General features: G+C 68.7%; 21 protein-coding genes. 4 read left to right on the forward strand and 17 right to left on the reverse strand.

Going from position 1 to position 22,274, the window contains the following annotated elements; genetic code table 11:
• Positions 1 to 14 precede the first annotated feature (14 nt).
• The 3 genes from galT to BST38_RS00280 are packed head-to-tail and all read left to right on the forward strand — an operon-like array spanning position 15 to position 3,084.
• Positions 15 to 1,055, forward strand: a complete 1,041-nt coding sequence (galT, locus tag BST38_RS00270; protein ID WP_083141651.1) for a galactose-1-phosphate uridylyltransferase — start codon at positions 15 to 17, stop codon at positions 1,053 to 1,055.
• A complete protein-coding gene (locus BST38_RS00275; protein WP_237160622.1) occupies positions 1,052 to 2,158 on the forward strand; it encodes a galactokinase in 1,107 nt (368 codons plus the stop codon). The genes galT and BST38_RS00275 overlap by 4 nt, the downstream gene beginning before the upstream one ends.
• Entirely contained in the window at positions 2,155 to 3,084 is a 930-nt protein-coding gene (locus tag BST38_RS00280; RefSeq protein ID WP_083141231.1) for an aldose 1-epimerase family protein, read from the forward strand. Before BST38_RS00275 ends, BST38_RS00280 begins: the two co-directional genes overlap by 4 nt.
• A 13-nt stretch (positions 3,085 to 3,097) precedes the next feature.
• Here BST38_RS00280 and BST38_RS00285 read toward each other — a convergent pair whose 3' ends face one another.
• Together BST38_RS00285 and BST38_RS00290 are read right to left on the reverse strand one after the other, a co-directional pair.
• Positions 3,098 to 4,213, reverse strand: coding sequence for an Rv3169 family protein (locus BST38_RS00285; RefSeq protein WP_083141232.1), 1,116 nt, complete (start codon positions 4,211 to 4,213; stop codon positions 3,098 to 3,100).
• On the reverse strand, positions 4,213 to 5,349 hold the full coding sequence (locus BST38_RS00290) for a phosphotransferase family protein (protein ID WP_083141233.1): 1,137 nt from the start codon (positions 5,347 to 5,349) through the stop codon (positions 4,213 to 4,215). The genes BST38_RS00285 and BST38_RS00290 overlap by 1 nt, the downstream gene beginning before the upstream one ends.
• Before the next feature lie 66 nt (positions 5,350 to 5,415).
• Here BST38_RS00290 and BST38_RS00295 point away from each other — a divergent pair, with 66 nt between their 5' ends.
• Complete coding sequence (locus BST38_RS00295) at positions 5,416 to 6,018, forward strand: TetR/AcrR family transcriptional regulator (protein ID WP_083141234.1); 603 nt, start codon at positions 5,416 to 5,418, stop codon at positions 6,016 to 6,018.
• A 23-nt stretch (positions 6,019 to 6,041) separates the two neighbouring features.
• Here the strand turns inward: BST38_RS00295 and BST38_RS00300 are convergent, their stop codons facing one another.
• From BST38_RS00300 to BST38_RS00370, 15 genes are read right to left on the reverse strand one after another with little or no spacing between them, the layout of a single operon-like run.
• On the reverse strand, positions 6,042 to 6,818 hold the full coding sequence (locus BST38_RS00300; RefSeq protein WP_083141235.1) for an enoyl-CoA hydratase: 777 nt from the start codon (positions 6,816 to 6,818) through the stop codon (positions 6,042 to 6,044).
• 13 nt (positions 6,819 to 6,831) lie between these two features.
• Positions 6,832 to 8,409 carry an NADH-quinone oxidoreductase subunit NuoN gene (gene nuoN / locus BST38_RS00305; RefSeq protein WP_083141236.1) on the reverse strand — a complete coding sequence of 526 codons (1,578 nt, stop codon included), beginning with the start codon at positions 8,407 to 8,409 and terminating at the stop codon, positions 6,832 to 6,834.
• Positions 8,406 to 9,986 (reverse strand): NADH-quinone oxidoreductase subunit M, encoded by a 1,581-nt coding sequence (locus BST38_RS00310; protein WP_083141237.1) that lies wholly within the window; start codon positions 9,984 to 9,986, stop codon positions 8,406 to 8,408. The genes nuoN and BST38_RS00310 overlap by 4 nt, the downstream gene beginning before the upstream one ends.
• Positions 9,980 to 11,860: an NADH-quinone oxidoreductase subunit L gene (nuoL, locus tag BST38_RS00315; RefSeq protein ID WP_083141238.1), complete on the reverse strand. Its 1,881-nt coding sequence runs from the start codon at positions 11,858 to 11,860 to the stop codon at positions 9,980 to 9,982. The genes BST38_RS00310 and nuoL overlap by 7 nt, the downstream gene beginning before the upstream one ends.
• Before the next feature lie 7 nt (positions 11,861 to 11,867).
• Positions 11,868 to 12,167, reverse strand: a complete 300-nt coding sequence (gene nuoK / locus BST38_RS00320) for an NADH-quinone oxidoreductase subunit NuoK (protein WP_083141239.1) — start codon at positions 12,165 to 12,167, stop codon at positions 11,868 to 11,870.
• The gene (locus BST38_RS00325) at positions 12,154 to 12,876 is read right to left on the reverse strand and encodes an NADH-quinone oxidoreductase subunit J (protein WP_083141240.1); all 723 of its coding nucleotides are present in this window, start codon (positions 12,874 to 12,876) and stop codon (positions 12,154 to 12,156) included. Before BST38_RS00325 ends, nuoK begins: the two co-directional genes overlap by 14 nt.
• Positions 12,873 to 13,388, reverse strand: coding sequence for an NADH-quinone oxidoreductase subunit NuoI (nuoI, locus tag BST38_RS00330; RefSeq protein WP_083141241.1), 516 nt, complete (start codon positions 13,386 to 13,388; stop codon positions 12,873 to 12,875). Before nuoI ends, BST38_RS00325 begins: the two co-directional genes overlap by 4 nt.
• The gene (gene nuoH, locus BST38_RS00335; protein WP_083141242.1) at positions 13,381 to 14,616 is read right to left on the reverse strand and encodes an NADH-quinone oxidoreductase subunit NuoH; all 1,236 of its coding nucleotides are present in this window, start codon (positions 14,614 to 14,616) and stop codon (positions 13,381 to 13,383) included. Before nuoH ends, nuoI begins: the two co-directional genes overlap by 8 nt.
• Positions 14,613 to 17,030, reverse strand: a complete 2,418-nt coding sequence (locus BST38_RS00340) for an NADH-quinone oxidoreductase subunit G (RefSeq protein ID WP_083141243.1) — start codon at positions 17,028 to 17,030, stop codon at positions 14,613 to 14,615. Before BST38_RS00340 ends, nuoH begins: the two co-directional genes overlap by 4 nt.
• Entirely contained in the window at positions 17,027 to 18,343 is a 1,317-nt protein-coding gene (gene nuoF / locus BST38_RS00345) for an NADH-quinone oxidoreductase subunit NuoF (RefSeq protein ID WP_083141244.1), read from the reverse strand. Before nuoF ends, BST38_RS00340 begins: the two co-directional genes overlap by 4 nt.
• Positions 18,340 to 19,206, reverse strand: coding sequence for an NADH-quinone oxidoreductase subunit NuoE (gene nuoE / locus BST38_RS00350; protein WP_181792014.1), 867 nt, complete (start codon positions 19,204 to 19,206; stop codon positions 18,340 to 18,342). Before nuoE ends, nuoF begins: the two co-directional genes overlap by 4 nt.
• A 60-nt stretch (positions 19,207 to 19,266) precedes the next feature.
• Positions 19,267 to 20,595, reverse strand: a complete 1,329-nt coding sequence (gene nuoD / locus BST38_RS00355; protein WP_083141246.1) for an NADH dehydrogenase (quinone) subunit D — start codon at positions 20,593 to 20,595, stop codon at positions 19,267 to 19,269.
• Entirely contained in the window at positions 20,595 to 21,278 is a 684-nt protein-coding gene (locus tag BST38_RS00360; protein WP_083141247.1) for an NADH-quinone oxidoreductase subunit C, read from the reverse strand. The genes nuoD and BST38_RS00360 overlap by 1 nt, the downstream gene beginning before the upstream one ends.
• The gene (locus BST38_RS00365) at positions 21,275 to 21,829 is read right to left on the reverse strand and encodes a NuoB/complex I 20 kDa subunit family protein (RefSeq protein ID WP_083141248.1); all 555 of its coding nucleotides are present in this window, start codon (positions 21,827 to 21,829) and stop codon (positions 21,275 to 21,277) included. The genes BST38_RS00360 and BST38_RS00365 overlap by 4 nt, the downstream gene beginning before the upstream one ends.
• Entirely contained in the window at positions 21,820 to 22,194 is a 375-nt protein-coding gene (locus BST38_RS00370; RefSeq protein ID WP_083141249.1) for an NADH-quinone oxidoreductase subunit A, read from the reverse strand. Before BST38_RS00370 ends, BST38_RS00365 begins: the two co-directional genes overlap by 10 nt.
• Positions 22,195 to 22,274: the final 80 nt, after the last annotated feature.

Genomic DNA, 22,274 nt, shown 5'->3' on the forward strand with positions numbered 1-22,274 from the left:
CCGACGGACGCGAGATGTTGTTCTTCGACCTACCCGGGCGCCACAGCGACCCCGTCACCGACCGGCGGGCGCTGACACCGAACGCCCAGCCGCCATCGCAACTGCGCTTCGACCGCACCACCGGGGAGTGGGTCATCATCGCCCCCGCCCGCCAGGAGCGCACCTACAAGCCACCGGCCGACCGGTGCCCGCTGTGTCCCGGACCGAGCGGACAGACCAGCGAGATCCCGGCACCCGCCTACGACGTCGTGGTCTTCGAGAACCGGTTCGCCAGCCTGGCGGGCGCCGGGCGGCCCGCGCCGGCCGATGGGGTCGCCGCGCCGTTCGTTTCGGCGCCGGGTCTGGGCCGCTGCGAGGTCGTCTGCTTCACCAGCGACCACTGCGGATCCTTCGCGGCGCTCACGCCGGCCCACGCCCGCCTGGTCGTCGACGTCTGGCGGCATCGCACGCGGGATCTGCTCGCCCACGACGCAGTCGAGCAGGTGTTCTGTTTCGAAAACCGCGGCGAGGAGATCGGGGTGACCCTGACCCATCCGCACGGCCAGATCTACGGCTATCCGTTCACGACACCGCGCACCACCACGATGCTCCGGCAGGCCGACACCTATCGCGCGGCGACCGGCACCAACATGTTCGGCGACATCCTGCGTCACGAGATCCGCGACGGAAGCCGCATCGTCGCCCGCACCGGCGCCTTCACCGCGTTCGTGCCGTTCGCGGCCCGGTGGCCGGTGGAAGTGCACATCTACCCGAACCGGTTCGCCCACAGCCTCGCCGACCTCGACGACGCCGAGCTGGACGATTTCGCCGACCTCTACCGGGACGTGCTGGGGCGGCTCGACCGCATGTACGGCGCGCCGTTGCCGTACATGGCGGCGCTGCATCAGTACGCCGACGCCGACGCGCAGCGGGAAGGGTATTTCCACGCGCAGGTCATCTCGACCCGGCGCAGCGCGGCGAAGACGAAGTACCTGGCGAGTTCGGAATCGGTGATGGGCGCGTTCATCAACGACGTCAGCCCGGAGGCCCTCGCCGCGACCCTCAGGCGGCTGTGACAGTGACCGTGACCGCGAACATCGTCCGCTACTCGGCGCCGGGGCGGATCAACCTGATCGGCGAACACACCGACTACAACGCCGGATTCGCGCTGCCGATCGCCTTGCCGGAGCGCACCATCGCGGTGTTCCATCCTGCCGGCGGCGACACGCTGGTGGTGCGCAGCGACCGCGCCGAACACTCCGTGTCCTTCCCCGTCACGACCCAGCCCGGGGACGTCACGGGGTGGGCCGCCTACGTCGCCGGGGTGGTGTGGGCGCTGCGCGGCGCCGGCCACCCGGTACCGGGCGGAGCGCTGCTGATCTCCGGCGGCGTCGAGATGGGCTCGGGGCTGGCGTCCTCGGCGGCGCTGGAGTGCGCGGTCCTCGGAGCGATCCTGGGCGCGGGCGGCCCACCGCTGGACCGGATGGAACAGGCCCACCTGGCCCGGCGCGCGGAGAACGAATACGTCGGTGCGCCAACCGGTCTGCTCGACCAGCTGGCCATCCTGTTCGCCGAACCGGGATGCGCGCAGCTGATCGACTTCCGGCATCTGAGCACGGCGCCGGTGGTGTTCGACCCGGATGCGCACGGGGCGGCGTTGCTGCTGATCAACTCACACGCCCCGCACCGCCACGCCGGCGGCGAGTACGCGGCGCGGCGCGCGTCCTGTGAACGGGCCGCCGCCGCGCTCGGGGTGTCCTCGCTGCGCGACGTGCAGGGTCACGACGTCACCGCGCTCGACGCCGTGCCGGATGCCACGGACCGGCGGCGCGCCCGCCACATCCTCACCGAGAACCGGCGGGTGCTCGACACCGTGCGCGCGCTCGAGCGGTCTCGGCTGCACGAGGTCGGCGCGCTGTTGAGCGAATCGCATGCGTCGATGCGCGACGATTTCGCGATCACCACCGAACACCTCGATCTGATCGCCGACACCGCGGTGCGGGCGGGCGCGCTGGGTGCGCGCATGACCGGCGGCGGATTCGGTGGCTGCGTGATCGCACTCGTCGACGCCACCGACGTCGACACCGTCACCGATGCCGTCCGCACCGCGACGCGCCGCGCCGGACATCCCGAGCCGTCGATCTCGCGTACCTACCCGGGCCGGGGCGCGGGCGGATGACGGCGAAGGTGGGCGACGACATCGACCACGACGTGGTGTTGCAGACCGGTGACCGGGCGGTGCGTGCGGTGATCGGCCGCGTCGGTGCCGCACTGCGCGGCCTGTCGGTCGGCGGTGTCGCCCTCACACCCCTGCCGGTCGCTGGTGAGGCGCCGTACTTCTGCGGAAAGGTGTTGGTGCCGTGGCCCAACCGGGTGGCCGACGGGAAGTGGTCCCTCGACGGGCGTGCGCAGCGGTTGCCGATCACCGACCCTGTCCACCACACCGCGCTGCACGGCCTGCTGTGCGCCACCGCCTACCGGACGGTGCGGCGTTCCTCGTCGTCGATAACCCTTGCCGCGCCGGTGCCTCCGCGCGACGGTTACCCGTTCTCGCTCGACACCTCGGTCACCTACCGGCTGACGGGCGACGGCCTGCACACCACGCACGCGGTGCGCAACACGGGGGAGGCGCACGCACCGGTGGGGATCGGTGCGCACCCGTTCCTGACCATCGGCGACGTCCCGGCCGACAGTCTGACCCTCACGGTCGACGGTGAGCGCCACGTCGACGTCGACGGCCGACTGATCCCGGTCGGCACGAGCGCGGTGGACGGCACCCGGTGGGACCTGCGCGGCGGCCGCCCGGTCGCCGACCTCGACCTCGATGACTGCTGGGCGGTTCGGCTCGGCGCCGGCGGCCGCACCCATACGCTGCGCGCCGGCGACGGACGGTCCGTATCACTGTGGGCCGATCCGGGATTCGCGTACGTGCACGTATTCGTCACCCGGGCATTCCCGACCGCGGACGGTGACGTGACCGCCGTGGCGCTCGAACCCATGACCGCCGAGGCGAACGCGCTCAACAGCGGGCACGGGCTGCGGTGGCTGGCCCCCGGCGAGGTCTTCTCCGCGTCGTGGGCGATCCGCTACCGCGACGGCTCGTGAGGTGCGACGGATCTCATGGCGCGACGGTCAACCAGTCGGCGAAACCGGACGGGTCGTGACGGCCCAGCGCCCCGTGCTCGAACAGGCCCCACCCCTCGCGCTCGGTGCCGTCGGCATCGCGGCACACGGCACGGCCGACGTGGTCGATGACGCCGAAGCCGGCGCGGCCGACGATCGCGGGATCGGTCATGTCGTAGGTGAGGCGTTCGGTGAAGTTCTCGCCCTTCCACATCCCGTGCAGCCAGTCCGAGTCGCCGCCGTACCCGCCGCCGACGTGAATCGGCACGGGCAGTTTGGATTCCACGTCGAACCTGACCGGGCTGCCGTCCAGCGCGGTCGCCTCGATCGTCGCGCCGGTCGGGATGCGGGTGCCGGAGCGGTAGTGGATCTTGACCCGCGGCCAACCCAGCTGCTCGACGCGGCCGTCCTTCCAGATCCGGCTGCAGTCGTTGAGGGAGCGGAAACCCTGCGGGTCCTCCTGGATGATGATCACGATGCCGAAGTCGTCGAAGGCCATCGGCACGTAGAGCCACCACATGCCCTCGAACGGCGGATCGTCGGGACGTCCGGGCGGTTCGGCCTCACCGATCGGCCGGATACCCCACGACCGGTCCCGGGTGCCGATCCAGCGGTCGGGGTCGACGGCGATGTCGGCGCCGTCGATGGACAACTGGCCGCTCCACGAGCCGACCTGGGCGAAGCGCTGTGCGTCCAGGGTCACCCGGGTGCCGCGCCGCATGATGTGCGGCTGCTCCTGGACGGCGTCGAACAGCCCCTCCCAGGTGAGATCCGCTGCGATGCCCTCGGTTTCGTCGAGCACGATGCGCAGCTTGCGCAGCGGCTCGATGACCTCGACGCGGTAGTTGCCGATGTGCTGGTTGAGCCGGTCCTGGTCGATCGCGTCGGACAGGTGCACCGCGGTCTGGGTGTCACCGCGTCTTACCAGGAAGAACGCGTCCTTCACGCCGAGGTTCGGGTAGTAGCCGAGTCCGGTGATGACGAAGATGTCGCCGGTGCGGTCGTGAGCGTTGAAGTACGACCGGTCATAGAAGTTGCGATCCGAGGAACCGGGCCACGCGATCGGCTGCGGGATCTGGTGTACCGGGTATTCGTCCATCGGTCCGAGCATCAGTCGGCCTCTCCGATCAGTCGTTTGAGCAATGACGCGTGGTAGAACAGCGTTTCGATGTCGGCGGGCTTCTCGATCTCGCCGAAGTGCACGCGGCGCGCCCCGGTGCGCATGAACACGCAGCACCACACCACCGCCGAATACACGTAGAACCACTTCAGGTCGCCGACCTCGACGCCCGTCAGCTCCCGGTAGGTGGCGCGGACGTCGTCCTCCCGCAGGAAGTCCGGCATACCGGGGAGGCCGGCCAGCTTGGTCAGTTCCTGGAACACCATGTGGGCGAAGATGATCCACGACACGTCGAACTCACGCGGGCCGACCGTCGCCATCTCCCAGTCCAGCACGGCGACGGGGGAGAAGTCTTGGTAGATGACGTTGCCGATGCGCGAATCACCCCACACCAGAACGGGTTCGGTGGCCGCGACGTCGTCGGGGAAGTGGTCCTCCAGCCAGCCCAGGGCGCGTTCGACGAGCGGCGAGGCGCCGATGCCGGGGACGCTGAACGCATACCAGTCCTTGAGCCAGCCGAAGTGGCGGTGCAGCGCGGTCTCGCCGGGCGGATCGATGTCCTGCAGGAAGCCGAAGGTGCGCGCCGCGTCCGGGATCGAGTGCAGCGCGGCCAGCACCTCGAGGGTGCGGTCCTGCAGCAGGCGCTGCTGGTCGGCGGTCGCGTCGAAGAGCCAGTTGTCGCCGAAGGTGTAGGGCATCACGTCGGGCGGGACCAGCCCGTCCACGCGGTCCATCAGGAAGAAGGGCCGGCCCAGCACGTCGCCGGAGGTCTCCAGCCAGCGCACCGGCGGTACCGCGACATCGGTCAGCTCGGCGACCTTGCGCATCACCTCGTGCTGGTGGTCGAGGCGGTAGTGTTCGAATACGGGGATGTCGGCCTCGGTGGGCGCCACCCGGGCGACCCAGCGGTGCTCTACGGCGTCGCCGCCCTGCGCCCAGCGCCCGTTCAACAGGATCGTTTCGGAGGACATTCCGTTGGCGTCGATACCACTTTCGACAGTGATCTCCGGGGTGACGTCCGGGATCAGCGTCGACAGCCAACGCGACAGCGTCGTGGGCACGTCGGACAGGTCCCGGCTGGAGCGCTGGAGTCGTTCCACGTTGTCGACAGCGGGTTCGCTCGTCACCGCACTGGTCCTTCCCGTCGATATTCGGGCCTCGAAGCCCGCTAATACGATACCGTGAGTAGCGATATGAAAACAGACCCGTCCACGGGTGTAAAGGCCACGGGCGCGGGGCGCCCGCGGGACCCGCGCATCGACGCTGCCATATTGGAGGCGACGGCGGATCTACTTGTCGAAATCGGCTATTCGAATGTCACGATGGCCGCGGTCGCCGAGCGGGCGGGCACGACCAAGACCGCGTTGTACCGGCGATGGTCGAGCAAGGCCGAACTGGTCCACGAGGCCGCGTTCCCGGCGACGCCGACCGTGATGCAGTCCCCGCCGGGGGACATCGCCGCCGATCTGCGGGCGATGATCGAGACGACCCGCGAGGTGTTCCTGAGTCCGGTCGTACGGGCCGCGCTGCCCGGACTGATCTCCGACATGTCGGCCAATGCCGAGCTCACCGGCCGGATCGGGGCCCGGTTCACCGACCTGTTCGCCGCCGTGCGGGCCCGGCTGCACGACGCGGTCGAACGCGGCGAGGTCCGGGAGGGTGTCGATCCCGACCGGCTCGTCAGCCTGGTCGGCGGCGCGACGCTGCTGGCCCTGCTGCAGACCCCCGGCGCGCTGGAGAGCCCGTCGTGGGTGGACACGACGACCGACATCCTGCTGCACGGCGTCGCCACCTGAGGACGGCCGAGCGCGCTTGGCACTCAGCCGCGGGCGATCTGGTCCTTGTTGCGCTGCGACACCTCACTGAACCGGTCACCGAGGGCGTCGAGGTCACGGTGCTGGGCGAACGCGATCGCCTCCTCGGCGGCCAGCGCCGGGTCGACGACCGCTGCCGCGCCGGTCGTGTAGATCTCCTTCAGGCCGCGCATCGTCGGGCGCGGCACCTCGGCGATCTGGCGAGCCAGCTCGATCGCCCGCTCCATCAACCGCTCGTGGGCCACCACCTCGGTCACCAGCCCGATGCGTTCGGCGCGCGCGGCGTCGACCACTTCACCGGTCATCGACAGCCGCCGAGCCATCGCGGCGCCGACGAGCTGCGGCAACCGCGCCGTCATCCCGCCGCCCGGCAGGATGCCCACCCGCGCATGCGTGTCGGCGAACACCGCACGCTCCGAGGCGATCATGAAGTCGCAGCCGAGCGCCATCTCCAGCCCGCCGGTGAAGGTGGCGCCGTTGATCGCGCCGACCACCGGCGTGCGCATGTTCGCCACCGCGGTGATGCAGCTCTGTGAGCGGAACTCCTCGAAGTACGACAGCCCGTCGCGCGCAGCCTCTTTCAGGTCGACGCCGGCGCAGAACGCCGGATCGGCGCCGGTGAGCACGACGGCACGCACCGACGCGTCGGAGTCCGCGGCGGTCAGCGCCGCGTAGGTGGCCCGGATCAGGTCGCGGCTGAGCGCATTGCGGGACGACGGCCGGTTCAGCGTGATCACCCGGACGAAGTCGTGATCGGCGGTCATCGCCAACTCTGCGGACATGTCTACTTTGCTATCAGAAGAACCGGTCGGCCGAGTCGGCCAGGTCCAGCAACGGCTGCGGCAGCGCCCCGAGCGCGAACGTGACCGCCGCGGTGACGGTGACGACGGCCGTGGTCAGCGCGCTGGGCACCACGACCGTCGGCGCGTCGTCGGGCCGGTCGGTGAAGAACATCAACACGATCACCCGCACGTAGAAGTACGCCGCGATCGCGCTGGCGATGACACCGACCACGACCAGCGGGATCGCCCCGCCTTCGCCGGCGGCCTTGAACACCGCGAACTTGCTGACGAACCCGCTCGTCAGCGGGATGCCGGCGAACGCGAGCAGGAACAGCGAGAACACGATGCCGGTCAACGGATACCGCCTGCCCAACCCGGCCCACCGCGCCAGCGTGCTGTCCTCGTGCCCGTCGGCGTCGCGCACCATCCCGACCACCGCGAACGCGCCGACGGTGGAGAAGCCGTACGCGAACAGATAGAACAGCGTCGACGACACCCCCGCTTCGTTGCCCGCGATCACGCCGGTCAGGATGAACCCACTGTGGGCGACCGCCGAGTATCCGAGCATGCGTTTGACGTCGTTCTGGGTCACCGCCGTGACGGTGCCGACGATCATCGTCAGGATCGCGATCGCCCACAGCACCGGTCGCCAGTCGTCGCGCAGCTCCGGCAGCGCGACGTAGAACAGGCGCAGCATCGCGCCGAACGCGGCGATCTTCGTGGCGGCCGCCATGAACGCGGTGATCGGCGTCGGCGCGCCCTGGTAGACGTCCGGGATCCACGAATGGAACGGCACCGCACCGACTTTGAACAGCACACCGACGAGCAGCAGCGCGATCCCGATCAACGCCAGCGATGACCGGCCCTCGCCCGCCGCGACCGCGTCGGCAATGCCCTGCAGTTTCAGCGTTCCCGCGTACCCGTACATCATGGCCGCGCCGTACAGGAAGAACGCCGACGAGAACGCGCCCAGCAGAAAGTATTTCAGTGACGACTCCTGCGACAGCAGCCTGCGCCGCCGGGCCAGCCCGCACAGCAGGTACAGCGGCAGCGACAGCACCTCGAGCGCGATGAACATCGTCAGCAGATCGTCGGCGGCCGGGAACAGCAACATCCCGGCGACGGCAAACATGGTCAGCGGGAACACCTCGGTCTGGACGACACCCAGTCTGGTCGCGACCTTCTCGGCGACACTGCCCGCGACCGCGGACGCCTGCGGGGTGAAGGCGTCCAGACCCCGGATGCCGTCGGCCTCGACGTCGGCGGTGGGCTGTCGCTCGCCGATCAGCAGCACGCCCAGCACCCCGACCATCAGGATGGTGCCCTGGAGGAACAGTGCGGGCCCGTCGACGGCGACCGCGCCCATCACCGCCGACACCCCCGCCCCGCCGTGCAGGTCGCGGCCCACCAGGACGACGGCGACCAGTGCGGCGACCAACGCGACCAGGCTGAGCCAGACCTGCGCGCCGTAGCGGCGATTCCGCGGCAGGAAAGCCTCGACGAGTACCCCGAGGACCGCGGCGCCGAGCACGATGAGCATCGGGGACAGGTAGAAGTACTCCACCGACGGTGTCGGTAACGAAAGGTTCATCGGGCCGGGCCTTCCGCCATCCGGGGTGCGGGGTCGCTCTGTTCGACGGTCGTCAACGTGTGGGTGACCGCCGGGTTGATGATGTCGAGTGCGGGCTTGGGATAGATGCCGAGCACCAGCAGCAGCGCGATCAGCGGGACGACGACCGCGAGTTCGCGGGGCAGCAGATCGCGGATCTTGTGTTCGCCGTGCTCCAGCGCCGCCGGGACGGGCCCGGTCATCATCCGCTGGTACATCCACAGGATGTAGATCGCCGACAGCACCAGGGCGCTGGCCGCGAGCACCGCCAGCACCGGGTAGCGGGTGAACGTGCCGATCAGGACCAGGAACTCGCTGATGAACGGCGCCAACCCGGGCAGCGACAGCGTGGCCAGGCCGGCGACCAAGAAGGTCCCGGCCAGTACCGGCGCGACCTTCTGCACACCGCCGTAGGCGCTGATGAGCCGGGATCCGCGCTGAGACACCAGGAATCCGGCGATCAGGAACAGCGCGGCGGTCGAGATGCCGTGGTTGACCATGTACAGCGTGGATCCGGACTGGCCCTGGGTGGTCATCACGAAGATGCCCAGGATGATGAACCCGAAATGCGAGATCGAGGTGTAGGCGATCAACCGCATCACATCGGTCTGACCGATGGCGACGACGGCTCCGTACACGATGCCGATCACGGCCAGCGTGATGATCGCCGGGCTGAACCAGACCGCCGAATCCGGGAACAGCGGAAGGCAGTAGCGGATCATGCCGAACGTGCCGACCTTGTCCATGATCGCCATCATCAGCACGGCGCTGGCCGGGGTGGCCTCGACCGCGGCGTCGGGCAGCCAGCGGTGGAACGGCCACAACGGCGCCTTCACCGCGAACGCGAACATGAAGCCGCCGAACAACAGGTGCATCACAGCGGGATTGACGACGAACTCGCCGGAGGTTACCGCCGCGACGATGGCGCGGAAGTCGAACGTGCCCGCGGTGAACGCGTCGCTGGTGGCGGTCGCGACGTAGAGCCCGACCACCGCGGCCAGCATGATCAGACCGCCGAACAGGTTGTACAGCAGGAACTTCACCGCGGCCCTGCTGCGGTGCTCACCGCCGAAGCCGCCGATCAGGAAGTACATCGGGATCAGCATGGCCTCGAAGAACACGTAGAACAGCAGGATGTCGAGCGACACCAGCGAGATCAGCACCATGCCCTCGACGGCCAGCGTCAGCGCGAAATAGATGTGGGTGGACCGGCCACCCCAGCTGACCCGGTCGCGGGCGTCGTTCCACCCGGCGACGATCAGCAGCGGCAACAGCACCGCGGTCAGCACCACCAAGGCCAGCGCGATCCCGTCGACGCCCAGGATGTAGCCGGTGCCGAAAGACGGTATCCACCGGTAGTTCTCGACGAACTGGAACTGCTCGCCGCCCGGATCGAAGTTCACCGCGATGACGGCGGCGACCACCAGCACGGCCAGGGACACCGCCAGCGCCACCCATTTCGCGAGGTGGCGCGCCGCGGCGGGCAACACCAGCACCAGGGCCGCGCCGAGCATCGGGATCGCCCACAGCACGGTCAGCACCGGAATCGAGGTCACCACAGGTTCACCGCCAGGATCATCGCGACGACGGCCGCCGCGCCCGCCAGCATGGACAGCGCGTACGAGCGGGCGAACCCGGTCTGCAACCGCCGCAACCCTTCCGAGAGGCGCGACACCGCGGCCGCGAGCCCGCCGGCCGCCCCGTCGACCGCGTCGTCGTCGATCTCGACCAACCCGCGGGTGAACGCCAGACCCGGCCGCATCAGCACCCTTTCGTTGAACGCGTCACCGTAGAGGTCCCGCCGCGCGGCGACGGTCAGCGGCGACCCGTCCGGCACGTCCACGGGCACCGGGCGGCGGCCGTACATGCGGTACGCGACGCCGATGCCGACCGCGACGACGGACAACACGATGACGGTCACCACCCACACCGGCAGCACGTGGTGGATCTCGTGCGCGCCGACCACCGGTTCGAGCCAGTGCTCCAGCGTGCCGCCGATCGCCAGCGCGCCACCTGCGGTGACCGAGCCGATCGCGAGCAGGATCATCGGCCACGTCATCACCGCGGGCGCCTCATGGGGATGCGAGTGTTCGGCCCAGCGCTTCTCGCCGAAGAACGTCATCAGCATCACCCGCGTCATGTAGAACGCGGTGATCCCGGCGCCGAGAATCGTTGCGCCGCCGAGCACCACGCCCTTGAGCCCGCCGGCGCCCAGGGCGGCCTCGATGATGCCGTCCTTGGAGAAGAACCCGGCCAGCGGCGGAATGCCGATGATCGCCAGGTAACCGAGCCCGAACGTGACGAACGTGACGGGCAGCGCGCGACGCAGGCCGCCGTAGTGGCGCATGTTCACCTCGTCGTCCATCGCGTGCATCACCGACCCGGCGCCGAGGAACAGCCCCGCCTTGAAGAAGCCGTGGGTGAGCAGGTGCATGATCGCGAACGCGTACCCGGCAGGTCCCAGGCCGGCGGCGAGCACCATGTAACCGATCTGGCTCATCGTCGATGCGGCCAGTGCCTTCTTGATGTCGTCTTTCGCGCATCCGATCACAGCACCGAACAGCAGCGTGACGGCGCCGACCACCACGACGGCGGTCTGCGCGTGCGGGGCCAGGTCGAAGACGGGGCCCGACCGCACGATCAGGTAGACACCGGCGGTGACCATCGTCGCGGCGTGGATGAGTGCCGACACCGGGGTGGGGCCCTCCATCGCGTCGCCGAGCCAGGACTGCAGCGGCACCTGTGCCGACTTGCCGCACGCGGCCAGCAGTAGCGCGAGCCCGATCGCGGTCAGCGTGCCCTCGCCGAGTTGTGGTGCGGCGGCGAACACGTCGCCGAATCCGACCGCCCCGACGGCCGCGAACATCACCATCAGCGCGACCGCCAACCCGATGTCGCCGACCCGGTTGACCACGAACGCCTTCTTGGCCGCCGTCGCCGCCGACGGTTTGTACGACCAGAATCCGATCAGCAGATACGACGCCAGGCCCACCCCCTCCCAACCCATGTACAGGCCGAGGTAGTTGTCGGCGAGCACCAACAGCAGCATCGCCGCCAGGAACAGGTTGAGGTAACCGAAAAAACGTCTGCGGCCGGGGTCCTCCTTCATGTACCCGATCGAGTAGATGTGGATCAGCGATCCGACACCGGTGATCAGCAACACGAAACACATGGAGAGCTGGTCGAGGTGCAGTCCGAAGTCGACGCGCAACTCGCCGACCGGAACCCAGCTGAACAGCGTCTCACCGGTAGCCCGGTGTTCGGCGTCGCGGCCGGCCATGTCCACGAACAACACGGCCGCGCAGGCGAAGGAAGCCAGCGCCGCCAACGTCCCGACCAGGTGACCCCAGCCGTCGGCACGCCGGCCCGCCAGCAGCAGGACCGCCGCGCCCGCCAGTGGGAGCGCGATCAAGAGCCACACCGGTAGTGTCATGAAACCCCTAGTGTTTCAGCAGGCTTGCCGCGTCGACGCTCGCCGAGCGCCGGGTCCGGAACACCGTCATGATGATGGCCAGGCCGATCACCACCGCGCAGGCGGCGACGACCATCGTGAAGAACGCGACCATCTGGCCGTCCAGGTTGCCCTGGATGCGGGAGAACGCGACGAACGCCAGGTTCGCCGCGTTGAGCATCAGCTCGACACACATGAACATCACGATCGCGTTGCGCCGCAGCAGAACTCCGGCAGCGCCGATGGTGAACAGCAGCGCCGAGAGGTAGAGGTAGTTATCGGGATTCATGCTCACCCCCGTCCGCACCTTCTGGCATCGGGCGGACCTGCAGGATCGCGCTGACCGACAGCTCCGAGGCCGAACCGTCGGGCAACCGGGCCGGCACGTCGACGGCGTTGTGCCGCGCGTACACGCCGGGGTTGGGCAGGGTCGTCGCGTGCATACCGGGCGCGAACCGTTCCACGGCGAGTTCGCGCTGGGACTTGCGGCGCTGGAAACGCTCTCGGTGCGCGAGCACCATCGCCCCGAGCGCCGCGGTGATCAGCAGCGCGCCGGTCAGCTCGAACGCCCACAGATACCGGGTGAAGATCAGCGCGGCCAGCCCCTCGACGTTGCCGCCGGCATTGGCCTGCTCGATCCCGACGAATCCGTGCACCGAGACCGTGCCGATTCCGGCGATCAGCAGGACGCCGAACCCGATACCGACCGCGATCGCCGCAACCCGTTGCCCGCGAAGGGTTTCCACCAGGGATTCCGACGAGTCCACGCCGATCAGCATCAGCACGAACAGGAACAGCATCATCACCGCGCCGGTGTAGACCACGATCTGCACCACCCCCAGGAACGGGGCGCCCTGCGCGATGTAGAGCACGGCCAACGAGATCATCGTGGTCGCCAACGCCATCGCCGAGTAGACGGCCTTCGGTGCGGCGACCACCCCGAGCGCGCCGGCGACCGCGATCACCGCCATCACCCAGAACAGGATGGTCTCCGTCATTTGATGCCGCCCAGCACATTCCCGAGGTAGTAGTCTTCGTCGGTGCTGCCGGGCGCCATCGCGTGCGGGGGCGGTTCCATCCCGGGCTGCAGCGGGGCCAGCAGTTTGTCCTTGCCGTAGATCAGATCGGCACGGTTGTCGTCGGCCATCTCGTAGTCGTTGGTCATGGTCAAAGCCCGCGTCGGACAGGCTTCGATGCACAGACCGCAGCCGATGCAGCGCAGATAGTTGATCTGGTACACCCGCCCGTACCGTTCACCGGGCGAATAGCGCTCGGCCTCGGTGTTGTCGGCGCCCTCGACGTAGATCGCGTCGGCCGGGCACGCCCAGGCGCACAGTTCGCACCCGATGCACTTCTCCAGCCCGTCGGGGTACCGGTTGAGTTGGTGGCGGCCGTGATAGCGCTTTGCGACCGGGCCGGGCTTCTCCGGATACTGCTCGGTGATGGGCTTTTTGAACATCGACCCGAACGTGACGCCGAATCCCGCGATGGCGTCCAAGAACCTAGACATCCGCATGCTCCTTCACCGGTAGTGGCGGCACCGGGAACGCGCCGCCACCCGCGGGCGGGGTGGGCGGTGGCGGCGTTGTCCGGCGAGTGTTCATGCTGCGCAACCGTCGCCACACCAGCAGGGCGGCCAGTGCGACCGCCGCGATCAACAGTCCGAGCGACGCGGTCGCCCACGCCTGCAGGCCGCGCTCCTGCAGCGAATGCGTCACCGCGACGATCGCGATCCAGCCCAACGACACCGGGATCAGGATCTTCCAGCCCAGCGCCATGAACTGGTCGTAGCGCATCCGCGGCAGGGTGGCGCGCAGCCACATGAAGACGAACAGGAACATCCACACCTTGGCGGTGAACCACAGCAGCGGCCACCACCCGCTGTTGGCACCCTCCCAGAGCGAGATCGGCCACGGGGCGTGCCACCCGCCCAGGAACAGCGTCGTCGCCAGCGCCGACACGGTCGTCATGTTCACGTACTCGGCGAGCATGAACATCGCGAACTTCAGCGACGAGTACTCGGTGTGGAAACCGCCGACCAGCTCACCCTCGGCCTCGGGCAGATCGAACGGAGCCCGGTTGGTTTCGCCGACCATCGAGGTCACGTACACCAGGAACGACGGCAGCAGCAGGAAGATGTACCAGACGTCGTTCTGCGCGGCGACGATGCCCGACGTCGACATCGTGCCCGCGTAGATGAACACCGCCACGAACGACAAGGCCATCGCGATCTCGTAGGAGATCACCTGTGCCGACGATCGCAGACCACCGAGCAGCGGGTACACCGACCCCGACGCCCAGCCGGCCAGCACGATGCCGTACACCCCGATCGAGGTGACCGCCAGGATGTAGAGCACCGCGACCGGCAGGTCGGTCAACTGCAACGCGGTGCGGTGCCCGAACACCGACACCTCGCCGCCGAGCGGGATCACCGCGAACGCCATGAACGCCGGGATCACCGAGATCACCGGCGCGGCCAGGTAGATCCCCTTGTCGACCCCGGCCGGTACCAGTCCCTCCTTGAGGGCGAGCTTGATGCCGTCGGCCAGCGACTGCAGCAGACCACGCGGCCCGACGCGATTGGGGCCGAACCGCAACTGCATGCGGCCCAGGATCTTTCGTTCGAGCAGGATCGCGGTGAGCACCGTCAGCACGAGGAACCCGAAGACCCCGACGGCCTTCGCGATGATCAGCCACAGCGGATCGTGGCCGAACAGGGTCGGGTCGGGATAGGTCATGCCGGTACCCCCTGCCCCGGTTCGGTCGACGCTCCGGTCGACACTTCGAGCGACACGAGGGCCCCGGCGGTGACACCGAGGCTCTGATGGACGTGGCAGCCGGGGGAGTTCAGCGGCAGCCATGCCACCCGGTCGGCCATCGCGGTGACGGTCAGCGGCAAGGTCAGCGCGCCCCGCGCGCTGCGCACGGTGACCGGGTCGCCGTCGCGGGCGCCGATCTCGGCGGCGGTGGCCGCGGAGAGGCGCAGGGTCGGCGGCTTCGCCGTCCCGGCCAGGTACGGTTCGCCGTCCTGGAGGCGGCCCGCGTCCAGGAGCATGCGCCAGCCGGCCAGCACCGCCTGTCCCGATTCCGGGGTGGGCGCCGCGGCGCCGACCCCCGGAGCCGCGGCGCGCCCGCCGGACCACAATCCGAGCCGGCCGCGCTCGTCGGCGGCCGCCGGAACCGAGGGCAACCCCAGATCGATGCCGATCTCGTCGGCCAGCATCGTCAACACGCGGAGATCGGTCACGGCGTTGGTGCGCAGCGACGGTTCGAACGGGCGGCTTCGGCCCTCCCAGTTCAGGTAAGCGCCACCCTTTTCCGCCACCGGCGCGACCGGGAACACGACGTCGGCCCGCTCGGTCACGGGGCCGTGCCGGATCTCCAGGCTGACGACGAACGGTGCAGCCTCGATCGCGGCCAGTGCCGAGTCCGGGTCGGGAAGGTCGGCGGGTTCGACCCCGCCGATCAGTAGCGCGCCGAGGGCGCCGCCGCGGGCCGCGTCGAGGATGCCGTCGGTGTCGCGGCCCGCGGTGGCGGGCAGTTCGTCGACGTGCCAATCGCGCGCGGTCTGGGTGCGTGCCGCGTCGTCGCCGACCGGGCGTCCGCCCGGCAGCAGGTTCGGCAGGGCGCCGGCCTCCACCGCGCCGCGGTCCCCGGCCCGGCGCGGAATCCACGCCAACCGCGCACCCGTGGCCTCGGCGAGCCGGCCCGCGGCCGACAACGCGCCTGGCGACGTCGCGAGCCGCTCGCCGACGAGGATCAACGCCCCGGGCATGGTCAGCAGGTCGTCGGCGGCGAGGTCGTCCAGCGCGGCAGCCTCGCCGCCCGGCGCGGTACTGATCAGCCGGCCGGACAGTTTGTCGAGCCCGCGAGACGCCAGCGGGGCGACCGCACGCACCTGCAGGCCGCGCTTGCGGACCGCCTTGCGCAGGCGCAGGAAGACGATCGGTGATTCCTCTTCGGGTTCCAGCCCCGCCAGCAGTACGGCGGGCGCGTTCTCCAGGTCGGAGTACGTGACGTGCATCGGCCGCCCCGCGACGTGCGCGGCGAGGAAGTCGGCCTCCTCCCGGCTGTGCGGCCGGGACCTGAAGTCGACGTCGTTGGTGGACAGCACGATCCGGGCGAACTTCGCGTACGCGTAGGCCTCCTCGACGGTCGACCGGCCGCCGACCAGCACGCCCGCGCGTCCGACCGCGCCGGCCAGCCCGGCCGCCGCGACCGTGAGTGCCTCCGACCACGACGCCGGCCGTAACGCGTCGCCGTCGCGGACCAGCGGGGTGGTGATCCGGTCGCCGACCGTCGCATAGGTGAACGCCCAGCGCCCCTTGTCGCAGTTCCACTCCTCGTTGACCTCGGGATCGTCACCGGCCAGGCGGCGCATCACCTTTCCGCGCCGGTGATCGGTGCGCTGGGCGCATCCCGATGCGCAGTGCTCGCACACGCTGGGACTGGACACCAGGTCGAAGGGTCGGGCCCGGAACCGGTAGGCCGTTCCGGTCAACGCCCCGACCGGGCAGATCTGCACGGTGTTGCCCGAGAAGTACGACTGGAACGGTTCACCCGGGGCGATGCCGACCTGCTGGAGCGCCCCGCGTTCCAGCAGGTCGATGAAGCGGTCGCCGGCGATCTGGTCGGAGAACCGGGTGCAGCGCGCGCACAGCACGCACCGCTCGCGATCCAGCAGCACCTGCGACGAGATGTGGATCGGTTTCGGGAACGTGCGCTTGACGTCCTCGAACCGGGTTTCGGTGCGGCCGTGGGACATCGCCTGGTTCTGCAGCGGGCATTCGCCACCCTTGTCGCAGATCGGGCAGTCCAGCGGGTGGTTGATCAGCAGCAGTTCCATCACCCCGTGCTGGGCCTTGTCGGCCGACGCGGACGTGTGCTGGGTCCGCACCACCATGTCGGGGGCCACCGTGGTGGTACACGACGCCAGCGGTTTGCGCTGGCCCTCGACCTCGACCAGGCACTGCCTGCAGGCGCCGACCGGGTCGAGCAGCGGGTGATCGCAGAAGCGGGGGATCTGCACACCCATCAATTCGGCCGCCCGGATCACCAGAGTGCCTTTGGGCACGGTGATCTGGTGGTCGTCGATGGTCAGTGTGACCATCTCGACCGGCGGCGCGTCCTGCCCGCGTTCGGCAAGCGTCATGCGCCCACTCCTTCCGGTGCGGCCAGCATCGAGGCGTACGGGTCGAACGGGCACGGACCGGCCAGGTGAGCCTCGTACTCGTCGCGGAAGTACTTGAGCGAGGACATGATCGGGCTGGCCGCACCGTCACCGAGCGCGCAGAACGACTTCCCGAAGATGTTGTCGGAGATGTCGAGCAGCTTGTCGAGGTCGGCTTCGGTACCCGCGCCGGTCTCCAGCCGCGCATAGATCTGCGCCAGCCAGTAGGTACCCTCCCGGCACGGCGTGCACTTACCGCAGGATTCGTGCGCGTAGAACTGCGTCCAGCGCCGCACCGCGCGCACCACGCACGTCGTCTCGTCGAAGATCTGCAGCGCCTTGGTGCCCAGCATCGATCCGACACCGGCCATACCCTCGTAATCCAGTGGCACGTCCAGATGTTCGGCGGTCAGCAGCGGGGTCGACGAGCCGCCGGGAGTCCAGAACTTCAGTTCGTGCCCGGCGCGCACCCCGCCGGCGTAGTCGAGGAGTTCGCGCAGTGTGATGCCGAGCGGCGCCTCGTACTGCCCGGGGGTGGTGACGTGACCCGACAGCGAGTACAGCGTGAAGCCCGGCGATTTCTCCGACCCCATCGAGCGGAACCAGTCCACGCCGTGGAGCAGGACCGGTGGCACGCTGGCGATCGACTCGACGTTGTTGACCACCGTCGGGCACGCGTACAGGCCGGCCACGGCGGGGAACGGGGGCCGCAGCCGGGGCTGGCCCCGCCTGCCCTCCAGCGAGTCCAGCAGCGCGGTCTCCTCACCGCAGATGTAGGCGCCCGCACCGGCGTGCACGATCAGTTCCAGATCGAACCCGGTGCCGTGGATGTCGGTGCCGAGATGCCCGGCCGCATAGGCTTCGGCGACCGCGGCCTGCAGCCTCCTCAGCACCGGCACCACCTCGCCCCGGACGTAGATGAACGCGTGGTGCGCCCGGATCGCGTACGCCGCGATGATCGCGCCCTCGACCAGGAAGTGCGGCGTGGTCAGCATCAGCGGAATGTCTTTGCACGTCCCGGGTTCGGACTCGTCGGCGTTGATGACCAGGTAGTGAGGCTTGGCCGCCGCACCCTCGTCGCCTTGCGGGATGAAGGACCACTTCGTGCCCGTCGGGAAGCCGGCGCCGCCGCGACCGCGCAGCCCGGAGTCCTTGACGGTGGTGATCACATCGTCCGGGCCCATCGCCAGCGCCCGCTCCAGCGCCTGGTAACCGCCGTGCCGGACATACGTGTCCAGCGTCCACGGCTGTGGTTCGTCCCAGAACCGGGTGAGCACGGGGGACAGGGCCGTCATGACTCGTCCGCCTCGTCGGGATTGGTCTCAGTTGTCGACGACCGCGCAGGAACATGGGCTTCCGGTGCCGGGGCGGGTTCGTCTTTGACCGATTCCGCGGCGACGGCCTGCTCCGGTGTCTCATCCGGCGTGGAGTCGGTTGGGGCGCCGGGTCGCGGGGCGGCCATGTCGTGTTCGTGGGCGAACCGCAGCCCGGCGAGGGTGGCGGGACCGACCGGGCCGGCACCGGGGGAGTCCGGATCCGGCAGTCCGGCAAGTGTTCTCGCGGTCTGTCTGAACGTGCACAGTGCGCCGCTGCGCGACGGAGTCGGCGGCTGCCCGGAGCGCAGCGCGTCGACGAGGTCGCGCGCCGACGTCGGCGTCTGATTGTCGAAGAAGTCCCAGTTGACCATCACCACCGGGGCGTAATCGCACGCGGCGTTGCATTCGACGTGTTCCAGGGTGATCGTGCCGTCCGCGGTCGTCTGCCCGGGGGCGATGTCGAGGTGGGCTTCCAGGCTTTCCAGGATCGCGTCGCCGCCCATGATCGCGCACAGCGTGTTGGTGCACACGCCGACCAGATAGTCCCCGGTCGGGGTGCGCCGGTACATCGAGTAGAACGTCGCGACAGCGGTGACCTCGGCATCGGTGAGACCCAATTGGCGGGCGCAGAAGGCGATTCCGGCAGGGGTCAGGCAGCTGTCCTCGGCCTGCACGAGGTGCAGCAGCGGAAGCAAGGCCGACCTGGACTGCGGATAGCGGGCGATGATCGTCGCCGCGTCGGCGCTCAGCCGCTCGACGACGTCGTCGGGGTAGGTCGCGGGTCCGTGGATCGGCGGTCCCGGTTCGTCCGGCCGCTGCCCGAGATCCAAGAAAACAGTCATGATGCTCTCTTCTTCGCGCAAGCGCTCATTAGGTCGCTCTCTTCTTCGCGCAAGCGCTCATTAGCGGTCCACCCCGCCCATCACCGGATCGATCGACGCCACCGCGGTGATCGCGTCGGCGACCATGCCGCCCTCGCACATCGCGGCCACCGCTTGCAGATTCGTGAACGACGGATCCCGGTAGTGCACCCGGTACGGGCGGGTGCCGCCGTCGGAGACCATGTGCACCCCAAGCTCGCCGCGCGGCGACTCGACCGCGACGTAAACCTGACCCGGCGGTACCCGGATCCCCTCGGTCACCAGCTTGAAGTGGTGGATCAGCCCTTCCATCGAATGGCCCATGATCTTGGCGATGTGCTCGGGGGAGTTGCCCAGCCCGTCGGGTCCGACCTTCAGATCGGCGGGCCAGGCCAGCTTCTTGTCGGTGATCATCACCGGCTCGCCGCTGGTGCGCTCCAGCCTCTCCACGCACTGCTCGACGATCTTGATCGACTCGCGCATCTCCTTGACCCGGATCAGATACCTGCCGTACGAGTCGCACTGGTCGTCGGTGATGACGTCGAAATCGTATGTCTCGTAACCGCAGTACGGCTGGGACTTGCGCAGGTCGTGCGGCAGGCCGGTGGAACGCAGCACCGGGCCGGTGATTCCCAGCGCCATGCACCCGGTGAGGTCCAGATACCCGACGCCTTCGGTGCGGGCCTTCCAGATGTAGTTCTCGTTGAGCAGATTCTCCAAGTCGCGCAGCCTGTTCGGAAGCACCTTGAGCAGATCGCGCACCTGCGGCAGGCCCTCCTCGGGGAGGTCGGCGGCCACCCCGCCGGGCCGGATGTAGGCATTGTTCATCCGCAGGCCGGTGATGGTCTCGAAGACCGACAGGATCAGCTCGCGTTCCCGGAACCCGAGGAACATGGCCGTCATCGCCCCCAGTTCCATACCGCCGGTGGCCAACGCCACCAGATGGCTGGAGATCCGGTTGAGCTCCATCATCATCACCCGGATCACCGAGGCCCGCTCCGGGATGTCGTCGGTGACGCCGAGCAGCTTCTCCACCCCGAGGCAGTACACCGTCTCGTTGAAAAACGGTGACAGGTAATCCATCCGGGTCACGAACGTCACACCCTGAGTCCAGGTGCGGTACTCGAGGTTCTTCTCGATTCCGGTGTGCAGATAGCCGATCCCGCACCGGGCCTCCACGATGGTCTCACCCTCGATCTCGAGAATGAGCCGCAGCACGCCGTGGGTCGACGGGTGCTGCGGGCCCATGTTGACCACGATGCGCTCGCCGGCGTGTTCGGCGGCGTTCTGCCGCGCCGCACTGACCACCTGATCCCAATCCTGGCCGCCGACGACGACCACCCGCTCGGGGCGTTCCTGCGATGCGGTCATCAGTTGTATGCCCTCCGCTGATCCGGCGGCGGGATCTCTGCCCCGTGGTATTCGACGGGGATCCCGCCCAGGGGATAGTCCTTGCGCTGCGGGTGCCCTACCCAGTCGTCGGGCATTTCGATGCGCGTCAGCGCTGGGTGTCCGTCGAAGATGATGCCGAAGAAGTCGTAGGTCTCGCGTTCGTGCCAGTCGGTGGTCGGATAGACGCCGAACAGCGACGGGATGTGCGGATCACCGTCCGGGACGGCCACTTCCACGCGGATGCGCCGGTTGTGGGTGATCGACATCAGCGGATACACGGCATGCAGTTCGCGGCCGGCGTCCTCGGGATAGTGCACGCCGCTGACCCCGAGGCACAGCTCGAATCTCAGGTCCGCGTCGTTGCGTAACGTGAGCGCGACGTCGACCAGCCGGTCGCGGTGCACCTCCAGCGTGAGTTCGTCGCGGTAGACCACCACCCGCTCGATCGACTCGGCGTATCCGTCCTCGCCGAGCGCGGCGGACAATGCGGCAACGACGTCGTCGAAGTACCCACCGTACGGCGGCGGGGTGCCGCCGGGCAGCGTGACGGGCCGCACCAGCCGCCCGTAGCCGGAGGTGTCGCCAGAGCCTTTGGCGCCGAACATACCCCGGCGCACACCGATGATGTCGGGGGCCGGATCGGGCGCGTCGTCTGTGGTCACCGCAGCAGACCCTTCAGCTCGATCGTCGGAGTTGCCGCGAGCGCGGCCTGCTCGGCTTCACGGATGGCCTCTTCGCGGTTCACCCCGAGCGGCATTTGCTGAATCTTGTCGTGCAGTTTCAGGATTGCGTGCAGCAGCATCTCCGGGCGCGGCGGGCAGCCGGGTAGATAGATGTCGACCGGCACGACGTGGTCGACGCCCTGTACCACCGCGTAGTTGTTGAACATGCCGCCCGAGGATGCGCAAACCCCCATCGCCAGAACCCACTTCGGTTCGGCCATCTGGTCGTAGATCTGGCGCAGCACCGGTGCCATCTTCTGGCTGACCCGGCCGGCGACGATCATCAGGTCCGCCTGGCGCGGGGTCGCCGAGAAGCGCTCCATACCGAAGCGGGAGATGTCGAAACGCGGCCCGGCCGTGGCCATCATCTCGATCGCGCAGCACGCCAGGCCGAACGTCGCCGGCCACAGGGAGCCCTTACGGACGTATCCGGCGACCTTCTCGACCGTCGACAGCAAGATGCCGCCGGGCAGTTTCTCCTCTAGTCCCATTGCAGGCCTCCCCGGCGCCACACGTAGGTGTAGGCCACGAACACGACGACCATGAACAGCAGCATTTCGACCAGCGCGAACAGGCCGAGGCTGTCGAACGCGACCGCCCACGGATAGAGAAAGACGATCTCGATGTCGAACACGATGAACAACATCGCCGTCAGGTAGTACCGGATCGGGAACCGCTGAGCGGTGGCCGCGACCGCCGGATCGGCCGGGTCCATCGGTTCGATCCCGCACTCGTAGGCCTCGAGCTTGGCGCGGTTGTACCGGCGCGGGCCGATCAGGAGGGCGATGCCGACCGATCCGACGGCGAACACAGCAGCTATCGCACCGAGCACCAGAATTGGCGTGTACAGATTCATTCTGCGCAGTAGCTCCTCGGGGCCTGTCGATGTGAGCTATCCCACAGCGTAGCCCTGTTTTGGATGTGCGCCACACATTT

It is taken from the genome of Mycolicibacterium parafortuitum (assembly GCF_002086815.1).
Classification (GTDB): Bacteria; Actinomycetota; Actinomycetes; order Mycobacteriales; family Mycobacteriaceae; genus Mycobacterium; species Mycobacterium parafortuitum.

Bases quoted from the DNA above. Each gene is read 5' to 3' on its own strand.
- nuoI (WP_083141241.1), bottom strand. From the start codon at position 13,388: ATGTCTAGGTTCTTGGACGCCATCGCGGGATTCGGCGTCACGTTCGGG.
- galT (WP_083141651.1), top strand. From the start codon at position 15: ATGTTGTTCTTCGACCTACCCGGGCGCCACAGCGACCCCGTCACCGAC.
- nuoN (WP_083141236.1), bottom strand. From the start codon at position 8,409: ATGAACCTTTCGTTACCGACACCGTCGGTGGAGTACTTCTACCTGTCC.
- nuoK (WP_083141239.1), bottom strand. From the start codon at position 12,167: ATGAATCCCGATAACTACCTCTACCTCTCGGCGCTGCTGTTCACCATC.
- nuoD (WP_083141246.1), bottom strand. From the start codon at position 20,595: ATGACCGCATCGCAGGAACGCCCCGAGCGGGTGGTCGTCGTCGGCGGC.
- nuoF (WP_083141244.1), bottom strand. From the start codon at position 18,343: ATGACGGCCCTGTCCCCCGTGCTCACCCGGTTCTGGGACGAACCACAG.
- BST38_RS00340 (WP_083141243.1), bottom strand. From the start codon at position 17,030: ATGACGCTTGCCGAACGCGGGCAGGACGCGCCGCCGGTCGAGATGGTC.
- BST38_RS00370 (WP_083141249.1), bottom strand. From the start codon at position 22,194: ATGAATCTGTACACGCCAATTCTGGTGCTCGGTGCGATAGCTGCTGTG.
- BST38_RS00300 (WP_083141235.1), bottom strand. From the start codon at position 6,818: ATGTCCGCAGAGTTGGCGATGACCGCCGATCACGACTTCGTCCGGGTG.
- BST38_RS00325 (WP_083141240.1), bottom strand. From the start codon at position 12,876: ATGACGGAGACCATCCTGTTCTGGGTGATGGCGGTGATCGCGGTCGCC.
- BST38_RS00285 (WP_083141232.1), bottom strand. From the start codon at position 4,213: ATGCTCGGACCGATGGACGAATACCCGGTACACCAGATCCCGCAGCCG.
- nuoL (WP_083141238.1), bottom strand. From the start codon at position 11,860: ATGACACTACCGGTGTGGCTCTTGATCGCGCTCCCACTGGCGGGCGCG.
- nuoH (WP_083141242.1), bottom strand. From the start codon at position 14,616: ATGACCTATCCCGACCCGACCCTGTTCGGCCACGATCCGCTGTGGCTG.
- BST38_RS00280 (WP_083141231.1), top strand. From the start codon at position 2,155: ATGACGGCGAAGGTGGGCGACGACATCGACCACGACGTGGTGTTGCAG.
- BST38_RS00365 (WP_083141248.1), bottom strand. From the start codon at position 21,829: ATGGGACTAGAGGAGAAACTGCCCGGCGGCATCTTGCTGTCGACGGTC.
- nuoE (WP_181792014.1), bottom strand. From the start codon at position 19,206: ATGACTGTTTTCTTGGATCTCGGGCAGCGGCCGGACGAACCGGGACCG.
- BST38_RS00295 (WP_083141234.1), top strand. From the start codon at position 5,416: ATGAAAACAGACCCGTCCACGGGTGTAAAGGCCACGGGCGCGGGGCGC.